Origin of the sequence: Nocardia flavorosea NBRC 108225, assembly GCF_001613385.1 — a bacterium.
Taxonomy (GTDB): domain Bacteria; phylum Actinomycetota; class Actinomycetes; order Mycobacteriales; family Mycobacteriaceae; genus Nocardia; species Nocardia flavorosea.
In genome coordinates, this window is record NZ_BDCG01000042.1 from 1 (window position 1) to 10,275 (window position 10,275).

The window sequence follows — 10,275 nt, forward strand, 5'->3', positions numbered from 1 at the left end:
CTTTCACCAGCGCGAAAACGATATCGACAGCCGCATCGATGATCCGGTCACGGTCGGCCTCGAGGTCACCGTCGACCCATTCCAGGTAGAGCGATACCAGCGCACCGCTGAGGGCCGTCGCCGCGATCGCCAGATCCTCGTCGGTCCGCGGTGCCATGGCCCCGGCCTCGGCCCCCAGCACCGCGATGAGCATCCGGAGAAAGGCAGGCGCACGGTCGGCCCGGTGCCGGCGCAATGTGTCGTCCGCGAGCGGCTCGCGCAGCAGTATTCGCGCCCGCCCGGGGTCCTCTTCGAAGTAGCCGGCGCAGATTTCGCAGCTGTGGCGGACCACCGCGGGCAGCCCGGCCTCGAGCGGCACGTCTTGCAGGCGCTCGAAAAGCCCCATCTCCACCCGGTCGTATACGGCGACCACCAGGTCTTCACGGGTGTCGAACGTCTCGTAGAAATAGCGCGGGCTGAGATTGGCCTGACGTGTCACCGCCCGCATCGTCACCGCGGCGACGCCGCCGGAGCCCAGCAACTGTTCACCCACCGCCAGGATCTGCTCGCGCCGATCACTGGAGCGGTCCTGTAGCGTCTGGCCGCGCCACAGTTTGGGAGAGTTCATATCCGCGATCATCTCACTCGGTCGTTTCCGGACACTGCACCATTTCGCCGGGGACCGGTCACCGGTCCCCGGCGAACCGGGCAGCTAGCCGACCGGTAGCGCACCGTCCAGACCGCCGACATCGGTGATCTTCCAGTCCGCATTCCGGTCGACCACCACCGTATAGGTCACTGTGGTTTGCACGGGCTCGCTGTTCTGGGCGTTGGTGGAGGTGACGGTGACGAACGCGTTGACAGTGTATCGGCCGTCCTCTTCGGAGGTCACTTTCGCGGTGATCGGGGTCGACGAGGATTGCCACCGGAGCGGAACGAGGATTTCGCGCAGCGCGGGAGCGGTGGAATCGAACTTCGCCGAGAGATCCGGTACCGTACCGGTTTTGAGTTTGCCGAGCCACGCGTCCAGATTCTGGAAGTCGACCGTGGCGGCCCCTACCGAGTAATCGCGGGCGATCTGTTCGGCGTGGTTACGGTCGGCGGCGGCGGCCCGCTCGCGAGCCAGCTCACCGCGTGCACCGAGCAGCAGGATCGCGAGGACAATCGCCACCGCCGCCAGGGCGGCAACAGCCGACCCGGCCAGCAGTCCACGCCGGGAGAGCATGATCGCGCCGCGCGGATGCGTGATCATCGACTGCTCCTGGCCGGTCGATTCACGCTCGGATTCGGTCTTTTCGGTCGTTGTCACAGTTGATTCCTCCACTCATCGCACAGTGATCTGCAGGTGCACCGACCCATCGGCACCGACGGACCCGAGCGCCTGGGTGATCAGGGCGCTGATATCCATCGAAGGCCCGGCCGGAGCAGCGAGCGGGCGCAGGACCGGAGCCAGCTCGGCCAGTCCCGGCCCTTCGCGCTCGAGCCATTCCGTGACGCCACTGAGCACCGGGACCAGGCCGTCGCCTTCGAGATACATCGCGGGGGTGTCGCCGACATTCGATATCCCGGCGAGCGAGTCCACGATTTCGCTGAACCGCTGGGCGAACAGCGTCCACAACGGCGCCGAGGCCCGGGCCGACGGTTCCACCCACGCCATATCCGACCCGACATCCTGCAGATCGGTCAACAGCTGCCGCATCGCGGGCAACCTGCTCAGCAGGGTCGCGGCGAGTAGTTCGGTCGAGCGACTCAGCTCCGGCACCACTCGATCGGTCCCGGCGAGCGACCGATCGAGGGTGTTCGTCAGGGACGCGAGCACGACCGGATCGAGCTGATGGAGCAGATCCACCACCGAACGTGACATCTCGGGCAACGCGACCGGAAGTTCGACCACCTCGGCATCGATGTGCTGGCCGTCGCGGAGATACGGCCCGGCGCCGGTATCCGGCCGGAAGTCGATATACGGTTCGCCGAGCGCCGAAAGGTTCTCGATCCGCACCGCGGTGTGCACCGGAATGCTATGTTCCTCGCCGATCTCGAGCCCCAGGTCCACCCCGCCCGGGCCATAGGACATCGAGTCCACCCGCCCGACCTCGATACCGCGCAGCAGCACCGGCGACCCCACCGCGACGCCGGCGGTCCGGGCCAGTGTCATCGTGACGCCGGTATGCCCGGTGAACACCTCGATCCCGGCGACCTCCCGGGTCAGATAGGTGGTGCCGAGTACCAGGATCGCGACAATGCTCGCCAGCGATATCCACATCCCGCGGGTCATCGGATCGCGCCGATCATGCGCAGGGTGGCGACGACGCGGTCCACCTGTTCGTCGGGCGGTGGCGGGGTACCGGCGGCGCCCTCGGCGAGCCGGATCGAGGCGACGTTTGCCTTCATGCCGTACTGGACCCAGGGAATGATCTTGTCCCGGAGCAGTCCGACGAGAAGGTTCAGGTTCGACGGCGCACTTGTATCGAACGGCCGCGCGGTGAACACCAGCGGCATGAACGCTTTGGCGGCGGCATCGCCCGCCCGGAGGGCCGGGGCGAGCCAGGTGAGCGCGCGGCTGATCTCGGCGATTCGGCCGAACAGGCCGAGCGCGGTGATCAACGACGACACCGCGTCCACCAACTGCTGCACCTCGCCGTCCACGAGGACATCGGCCAACAGGGGCGCGGAATCCGCACCGGTCCGGCCGGCTTCGGCGAGGCCGGCGAGGAGAGTATCGAGATCGTCCTGGTTGGCGGCGAGATCGGTCGCGTTGACTGCCAGAGCCCGCGCGCGGCGTGCGGTTTCCGCGGGGTCGGCGGGCAGTGCCGCGCCGAGTTGATCGACGACGTTCTGGAATTGCTCGATGGCGCCTCCGTTGACGAAGGTCGCCAGGGCGGCCATCGTGTCCTCGACCTGGCCGGCCGGGCTGGTCCGGTTCATCGGAACAGTCGCCCCGTCGGCAAGTACCGCGCCGCCGTTGCCGGGCGGGCTGATGAGGGCGACGTGCACATCGCCGAGGACCGTCTGCTGGCGCAGTTCGACCCGCACCGATTCCGGGAGCCGGACGGCCTGCTGGATGTCCAGATCGGCGACGGCATACCCGGCGCCACGGTGCTGTCCAGCCGCGGGATCCACCACCCTAACCCCGGATACGGTGCCGACCTGTGCTCCGTTGGCGAAAACCTTTGCCCGCATCGGAAGGTTCAGCACATCGGTGAACTGCACCTGGATCCGATAGGTGGGGCCGGGAACACCGCTGCCAGGTACCGGAACATCGGCCGGGTCGAAGGCGCAGCCCCCGGTCACGAGCGCGATCGCGACGAGCACGGCAACGCCGACGTGGCGTATGGGATGCCTCATCGCGCCGCCACCGATCCCAGCACGAGCTGGGCCAGATCGATTCGGGCCGTTCCCTGGGAATCGACGCACAGTCCTGGGCCCAGTGCGTTCAGGGCGGCGCACAGATGTTGCGCATCCGCCTGCGGTAGTGCGATTTTCGGGGGCGCATAGGTGATCGACAATGCACCTGTCTCGGGGTCTGTGGTCTGCCGGAATCCGGAAGCGACCGCGGGGACCATGGTCAGCAGTTCCTGCAACCCGCCGACGTTCGCCGCCACCCAGTGCAGTAGCGGCACGGCCGAATCGAGGGCCTGCAGTAACCGGCCGCCGGCGAGCATGCTCAGGTCGTTCAGCATCGGAAGTACCTTCCGTAAACCGTCGCCCAGTTCGACCACCATGGGGAAGAGCTGGTTGTCGAGGACCTCGAAGGTGGCCGGGAACCGGGTCAGCATGGATTCGATATCGGTCCACCCGCGATTCACGCTCGCGGACAAGACCGACAGTGCGTCGATGATCCGGCCGATCCGGGCGATACCGACGTCGGGAGAGTGCAGCGCCGCACCGAGATTCTGCACGATCGCGCCGACCTGGTCACCGGTGCCGGCAGTGGCGGTGTCGAGTGCCCGCAACGCCGCGGTCAGACCCTCGCCACCGGTCCCGCCCACCATCTGACCGGAAAGCCGGGCCATACTGTCCATGGTCTCGGTCAAGCTCTTCGGCGTCAGTGTCCGCGTAATACACTGCCCGGGATCCCAGGCACGGCCACCGCTTTCGCCGAGGACCGCGAGATCGCGATCGGCGACGATACTATCGGCGACTGTGGTCGCGGAGACGGCACCGGTCAGCCGGTGGGCATCGGCGACGGTGAACTCCACCCGCACGGCATCACTGCGGCTCTCGATGCGGCGTACCACCCCGACGGCGATCCCCCGTATCGTCACCTTGCTGTTCTCGTACAACCCGATGGCGTCGGGCATCAGCGCGCAGTATGCCGTCCGACGCTCCCCCGGGCCGGTGTAGTACAGGTATCCACCCGCCAGGGCCGCGACCAATAGGCAACCGGTGACGATGCGGACAGCTCGTGATCCCAGTATTCGTGGCAACATCAGCAGTCCTTCCCCGGCACCGGCACACACAACTGCGGCGCGACCACCTCGTATCCGGAGTGATCGACGGTGACGCCGCCGGCAGACAACAGCCCCGTCGCTCTGGCGAGCAGATCCCGGACCGCGGCGAGCGCGACGTCCAGCCGCTCGGCAAGCCCTTCCACTTCCGAGCCGAACTGCATCAGACCGGGAATCAGAGGTTTCAGCGTGGCCTGATAGGTCCCCTCCACACCGGCCAGCCGCTGCACCACGCTGACGGTCATCGCGCCCGCGGCCCGCATCTCCGCCTGCTTGTCCAGTACGACGGTCTCGAGCTGGTTCACGCTGATGACGAACCGTCCGAGTTGGGCCTTTGTCTGCTCCAGCGCGCCCGCGTACTCGTCGACCAATGCCAAAGTCTGGGATATCTGGGTGTTCTGGTGGTCCAGAACCTCGACGAAACTCTGGACACCGGCAAGCATCTGCCGGACGCTGTCCGGGGCTGCCTCGAGCGCCGTTCCCGCCTGCGTCAGACTCTGCCGTAAAGCGTCGCCGTCGACACCTCGCACCGGCGCGACGGCGTCCTGGAAGACCTGGGCGAGACTGTAGGGAAGCTGGACCCGGTCGGCCGGAATCGCCTCGTCACCCAGTGGTTCTGCACCGGCGGAGGTCAGCGCCACGTAGTGTCCGCCGACCACGGTGAGCATCCGGACCTGCAGACTGGAGTCGCGTCCGACGAAGACCTCGTCGTCGACCTGGAAACTCATCCGTACGTGGTCGGGTTCCAGATCCAGCGCGGTCACCTCCCCAACGGGTAGACCCGCGACCCGGACCTCGTCGCCGATCGCGATACCCTGCGCTTCAGGTACCAGGGCGGAGTAGGTCCGCATGCCGATCGGCAGCACCGCGAACAATCCGGCCGCGCCGATCACCACGGCGACCACCCCGATACCGAGCAATCCGAACCACAACTGGCGGCGCGAGCCTCGGTGGTCATTCGATTCGCCGATCACCGGCACACCACCACCCGCTGCCCGGCGACCAATACACCGATCGGGGATGGCAGGTCGGCTTCACCCCGCGAACACCGCAAGGCCACCTCCGACGCGTTCGCCGGCAGCTGCGACTGCAACGACTGCAGCACGCCCGGTAAGCGGTCGAGGACATCGATCGCGGTGCGCACGTCGGGGAAGGAACGGCGCATCAGAGCCTCCAGGTCGGGATTCGAATTCCGGGTCAGTCCGATGGTCGCCAGCAGGCTGTCCAGCGGCTCCATGACTGCCGGTGCGGTCATGGCGAAATCGACCACGCCTTCCACCTTGCGCTGCAGCTCGTCGAACAGATTCGCGAGCTGGGTCAGCAGCACCACCGACTGCGGGGACTTACCACCGAGTTGCTCGGAGATCTGGGACAGATTGCGGATCAGTACCGAGATCACTGCCTGCCGGTCGGCGGTGTACCGGCTCAGTGTCGCGATCGAATCCAGGGCCGGCCCGATTCCTGTTCCGTCGCCTTCGATCACCGCGATCATGTTCTGGGTGAGCTGATTCAGCGATTCGGGCGAGTACTCCTCCAGCACCGGCCGCAGTCCGTTGAACAACACGGTGACGTCGAAGGACGGCACCGTATGCGCCAACCCGACCGTAGCGCCGGCTTCGATCGGGGTTCCCGGCGATTCCGGCTGCTGCACGTCGAGGTAGCGCTGCCCGGTGAGATTCTGGTACCGGATCGCCAGTGTCGAATTGTCGAAAACCGGCCGCCCGGCAATCGCGGCGAACCGCACCCGGGCGAGGTTGCGGTCCAGACGTACGGAACGGACCTTCCCGACCGCGACACCGTACATACGCACGTCGTCGCCCGGTTTCAGACCGCTGGCGTCGGAGAAGACCGCGTCGTACTCGTGGGTGTCCTCCTGGATCGGCCGTTCGATGGCCGTAACGATGCCCGCCAGCAGCACCGCGATCACCACACCGAACAGGACGAGCTTGAGCACTATTCGAGCCATCCCCGTCACCGTGGCCCCTGTCCGGCCTGCGCGATGGCGGTACCCAGCACCGATTGCGCAAGCACCGGCACTCCGTGCAGCGTTGTCGACACCCCCAGCACCGGGCCGTCGGGTCCCGGGGCGAACGCCGAGTCGAGCCGGGTCAGCAGCGCACGCAGTTCCGCGGACGACTGGTCCGGCCGCGGGACCATCGCCGCGGCGGAATCGAGTAGCGGCACCAGAATTTCGGTGTACCCGGTGAGATGGCGCTCGCCGGTGTTGCCCAGCGCGACCGCGGCCGGCAGCAGATCATTCACGATCGCGTCGACGGTCGCATCGAAATGGGGCCGATCCTCGCGGAGGGGCCGATTCGATCGGATGACATCGAAGACTTCCACGGTGGCCGCAGCGAAGGCCCCGGCGCCGCCGGCAGCCCGGCCGAATTCACCGGCGAGGAACGAGGCCGGCAGCCTCTGGGCATCGGCGACCACGCCGGCGAGCGCGACGATCGCGCGGAGCAACGGGGTGAACGCGGTGAGTCCGCGCGACAGTCTGTACATCGTATCCGTGAGTTGTGGGGTCAGTGCACCACCGGCGACGCCGGAAAGGTTGCGCAGCAATGCGCTCAGCGTCGCGTCGTAGACATCGGTGGCGCGTGGACCGGTCAGATCCACCACCGTGCCGTCGCGCAGTGGCGCTCCTCCGGTGCCGGGTACCAGATCGAGCTCGGTGATGCCGAACAAGTTCGCGGGGGCATAGTTCATCTGCAACCGGTCGGTCAGTTCGAATACCCGTGATCTGTCGAGGGCCAGTTCGAGCTGCTGCCCGTTTCCGCCGGCCGCGACGATCGAGACGATCTCGCCGATTTCGAAACCCCGGACCCGGACAGGGGTCCCGTCGGCTATACCGTCGCCGAGGTGCTCGGTCCGCACGGTGATGCGCATCCGGTCGTCGGTGCTCGCCGCGTTCCCCCCGAGCCAGCCGAGGAGGACCACCAGAGCCAGCGCGGTGGCCCCGAGTCCGGTGAGCACGGAATTCTTTCTGGTCATGGTCGACCCGGACATCACATAGCTGGGCATCGTCCTCACCCGGTGAAGCTGATCGAAGCGTCGAATCCCCAGAAAACGAGACTCAACAGCATGTTCAAGGCAATGATCGCCACGAAACTGGCACGTACCGCCCGCCCGGAGGCCACGCCGACACCTTCGGGGCCACCGGCCGCGTAATACCCCTGATAGCAGTGGATCACGATGACGACAACTCCGAACACCAAGGTCTTGCCGACGGCGGCGAGGATATCGGGGCCGCTGACGAACTGGAGGAAATAGTGGTCGTAGACGCCCGAGGACTGGCCGTGGATCGTGGTGATCAGCAGACGGCAGGCCGTATAACTCAGTATCAGTGTGATGAGAAATGTCGGGACGAGCGCGACTGCCCCGGCGATGACGCGCGTGGTGACGATGAACGGAATCGAACGCAACCCCATCGATTCGATTGCGTCGATCTCCTCGGAGATACGCTGGGCACCGATCTCCGCGGTCATCCGGCATCCTGCCTGCGCCGCGAAACCGATCGCCGCCGCGATCGGGGCGAGTTCTCGTGTACTCGCGTACGACGAGATGATCCCGGTCAGCGGTCCCAGGCCGACCATATTCAGAGTGGTGAAGGATTCCACCCCGATCAGCGCACCCATCGCCACACCGAGCACAGCGAGCAGCGGCACCGTTCCGCCGCCGACGAACACAGCGCCCCGGCCCCAGGTCAGATCGGTGATCACGCGGATCGTCTGGTACCGGTAGTGGGTCAGCGTGAACGGTATGGCCGCAAGAACCTGCCAGAAGAAACCGAGAACGAACCCGATCGACTCGAACGGTCGCAGCAGGCGGCCCTCGCGATGGATACGGAAAACCGGCCTGAATCCCCGCGGGCTGTATCGACTCGCTGTCATCAGGCGATCCGTTGCGGCATCAGCTGGCTGAGCAACTGCGTGATCACCAGGTTCGCCAGCACGATCGAGGCCACCGACAGTACGACCGCGGCATTGACTCCGTCGGCCACCCCGCGCGGGCCGCCCTTCGCCTCGAGCCCGCGCTGACAGGCCACGATCACGACCAGAAATCCGAAAACCATCGCCTTCCCCATCGACACCCAGATATCCGCGGTCGTGACGAACGAACCGAAAGTCGCCCAGTAGCTACCGGGCGTGACCCCCCGCCCAACGATGGCGGCGAGGTAGCCGGCGGTGATTCCGACCGCCGTGATGAGAATGTTGAGCAGCGGGGCGATCAGCAGCATCGCGACCGCCCGGGGAATGATCAGCCGGTGCACCGGGCTCACACCCAAGGTGACCATGGCATCGATTTCCTCGCGGATGGTCCGGGCACCGAGATCGGCCGCGATGGCCGCGGCACCGGCGCCACCCAGCAAGAAGCCGGTCGCCATCGGGGCTCCCTGTTTGATCACCCCCAGGCCACCCGCGGCCCCGAGCAGCGCATCCGCTCCCAATTGCTGGATCAGATTTCCCACCTGGATCGAGACGATGATTCCGAACGGAACCGCCATCAAGATGGCCGGCACGGCCGTCACAGTTACCAGAAACCAGCTCTGACGCAGAGTTTCCCGCCATTGGAACTTTCCGCGGAAGATATCCGTCGCGGCGCCGGCCACCACCGCACAAATCAATTCCACGGACCGGCCGACCGTCCGAATTCCGGTGGCGACGACCTGCGTGTAATTGTTGCGGGCGGCGCGCGCGTCGGCGAGCGCACCTGGCTGGCTCATTCGATAACTCCTGGATCGGAAACAACGGTGTTCGAGCCGGCCGTTTCTGCGATCGACTGAATAGCAATGCTTTTCGTGGCGCAACGCACGGGGGACAGCCGTCGACCGCCTTCCCGCGCGGAACAATCCGTACCCTGCAGCGCACGAACTAATATCGCATGATTCATGTTGAAGCAGGCGATGTCAATACTGAACCCGGTAGTCGAGGAGCAGCAATGAGCTGGAGTAGTGCAGACATACCCGACCAACGCGGCCGGGTGGCGGTCGTGACGGGCGCCAACAGTGGGCTGGGACTGGAGACCGCCCGGCAACTGGCAGCACGCGGGGCGCATATCGTACTGGCCGCCCGAAACCAGCACACGGCCCGCGCAGCCGTTGCGTCGATCGAATCCGAAGTCCCCGGAGCGTCGCTCGAGATTATTTCCGTGGACCTGGGCGTACAGACCTCCGTTCGGGAAGCAGCCCGCAGGATCACCGCCGGACACCCCCGCCTCGACCTGCTGATCAACAACGCAGGCGTCATGGCCGGTTCCGAAGCCCGCACCGTCGACGGTTACGAACGACAACTCGGCGTCGATCACCTCGGCCACTGGACATTGACCGGCCTGCTGTTGCCGAATCTGCTGGGCGCCGCCGACCCCCGCGTGGTGACCGTGACCAGTATGGCCCGCCACCTGGGACAGGAGTTGGACAAGGCCAACCCGCATCTCACCGGACGGTACGACCCATGGCGCGCCTATGGGCAGGCCAAGCTCGCGAACTTTCATTTCGCGCTCGGATTGCACCGCCTGTTCGGTTCGACGGGGGTGCGGGCCGCGAGCCTGGTCGCACACCCGGGAGCGGCCAGAACCAACCTGACGACTGCCACCGTGCAGGATTCCGGAACGGCGCTCACAGCCCGCCTGCTCGATCACGCGACCGGGACGCTCGGCCAGTCCGCGAAAGCCGGTGCACTGCCGCAGTTGCGCGCCGCCACCGACCCGGCGGCCCGGAGTGGCGAGTTGTACGCGCCGCTGCTGGTCGGGAGGGGCCGACCGGTGAGCCGGCCCATCCTGCGCCGAATACATACCGACCGGGCGATCGACACCCTGTGGGAGGTCTCCGAGCGCGAAACGGGTGTCC

Annotated in this window: 11 protein-coding genes; 1 reads left to right on the forward strand and 10 read right to left on the reverse strand. The window is 66.3% G+C overall.

Annotated elements, in window-relative coordinates; all coding sequences use genetic code 11:
* The 10 genes from NFL01S_RS33480 to NFL01S_RS33525 all read right to left on the reverse strand — a co-directional run.
* A partial coding sequence (locus tag NFL01S_RS33480) for a TetR/AcrR family transcriptional regulator (protein WP_062980351.1) occupies positions 1–607 on the reverse strand: 607 nt, incomplete at its 3' end.
* Positions 608–691: 84 nt separating this feature from the next.
* Entirely contained in the window at positions 692–1,288 is a 597-nt protein-coding gene (locus NFL01S_RS33485) for a hypothetical protein (protein WP_245671003.1), read from the reverse strand.
* Between the two features lie 15 nt (positions 1,289–1,303).
* Complete coding sequence (locus NFL01S_RS33490; protein WP_063916134.1) at positions 1,304–2,254, reverse strand: MlaD family protein; 951 nt, start codon at positions 2,252–2,254, stop codon at positions 1,304–1,306.
* Positions 2,251–3,324 carry an MlaD family protein gene (locus tag NFL01S_RS33495; protein ID WP_062980344.1) on the reverse strand — a complete coding sequence of 358 codons (1,074 nt, stop codon included), beginning with the start codon at positions 3,322–3,324 and terminating at the stop codon, positions 2,251–2,253. Before NFL01S_RS33495 ends, NFL01S_RS33490 begins: the two co-directional genes overlap by 4 nt.
* Positions 3,321–4,409, reverse strand: coding sequence for an MlaD family protein (locus tag NFL01S_RS33500; protein ID WP_063916137.1), 1,089 nt, complete (start codon positions 4,407–4,409; stop codon positions 3,321–3,323). The genes NFL01S_RS33495 and NFL01S_RS33500 overlap by 4 nt, the downstream gene beginning before the upstream one ends.
* The gene (locus NFL01S_RS33505) at positions 4,409–5,401 is read right to left on the reverse strand and encodes an MlaD family protein (protein ID WP_157117306.1); all 993 of its coding nucleotides are present in this window, start codon (positions 5,399–5,401) and stop codon (positions 4,409–4,411) included. Before NFL01S_RS33505 ends, NFL01S_RS33500 begins: the two co-directional genes overlap by 1 nt.
* Positions 5,398–6,393 carry an MlaD family protein gene (locus tag NFL01S_RS33510; RefSeq protein WP_062980347.1) on the reverse strand — a complete coding sequence of 332 codons (996 nt, stop codon included), beginning with the start codon at positions 6,391–6,393 and terminating at the stop codon, positions 5,398–5,400. Before NFL01S_RS33510 ends, NFL01S_RS33505 begins: the two co-directional genes overlap by 4 nt.
* A 5-nt stretch (positions 6,394–6,398) precedes the next feature.
* Entirely contained in the window at positions 6,399–7,451 is a 1,053-nt protein-coding gene (locus NFL01S_RS33515) for an MlaD family protein (RefSeq protein WP_062980348.1), read from the reverse strand.
* 5 nt (positions 7,452–7,456) lie between these two features.
* Entirely contained in the window at positions 7,457–8,320 is an 864-nt protein-coding gene (locus tag NFL01S_RS33520) for an ABC transporter permease (RefSeq protein ID WP_062980349.1), read from the reverse strand.
* Positions 8,320–9,153, reverse strand: a complete 834-nt coding sequence (locus NFL01S_RS33525; RefSeq protein ID WP_062980350.1) for an MlaE family ABC transporter permease — start codon at positions 9,151–9,153, stop codon at positions 8,320–8,322. Before NFL01S_RS33525 ends, NFL01S_RS33520 begins: the two co-directional genes overlap by 1 nt.
* Positions 9,154–9,368: 215 nt before the next feature.
* Here NFL01S_RS33525 and NFL01S_RS33530 point away from each other — a divergent pair.
* Positions 9,369–10,275, forward strand: a 907-nt coding sequence (locus NFL01S_RS33530; RefSeq protein ID WP_062980353.1) for an oxidoreductase, incomplete at its 3' end; no start/stop codon positions are given.

Coding starts and splice junctions, on each gene's coding strand:
- NFL01S_RS33500 (WP_063916137.1), bottom strand. CDS start 4,409: ATGTTGCCACGAATACTGGGATCACGAGCTGTCCGCATCGTCACCGGT.
- NFL01S_RS33495 (WP_062980344.1), bottom strand. CDS start 3,324: ATGAGGCATCCCATACGCCACGTCGGCGTTGCCGTGCTCGTCGCGATC.
- NFL01S_RS33510 (WP_062980347.1), bottom strand. CDS start 6,393: ATGGCTCGAATAGTGCTCAAGCTCGTCCTGTTCGGTGTGGTGATCGCG.
- NFL01S_RS33490 (WP_063916134.1), bottom strand. CDS start 2,254: ATGACCCGCGGGATGTGGATATCGCTGGCGAGCATTGTCGCGATCCTG.
- NFL01S_RS33525 (WP_062980350.1), bottom strand. CDS start 9,153: ATGAGCCAGCCAGGTGCGCTCGCCGACGCGCGCGCCGCCCGCAACAAT.
- NFL01S_RS33515 (WP_062980348.1), bottom strand. CDS start 7,451: ATGCCCAGCTATGTGATGTCCGGGTCGACCATGACCAGAAAGAATTCC.
- NFL01S_RS33520 (WP_062980349.1), bottom strand. CDS start 8,320: ATGACAGCGAGTCGATACAGCCCGCGGGGATTCAGGCCGGTTTTCCGT.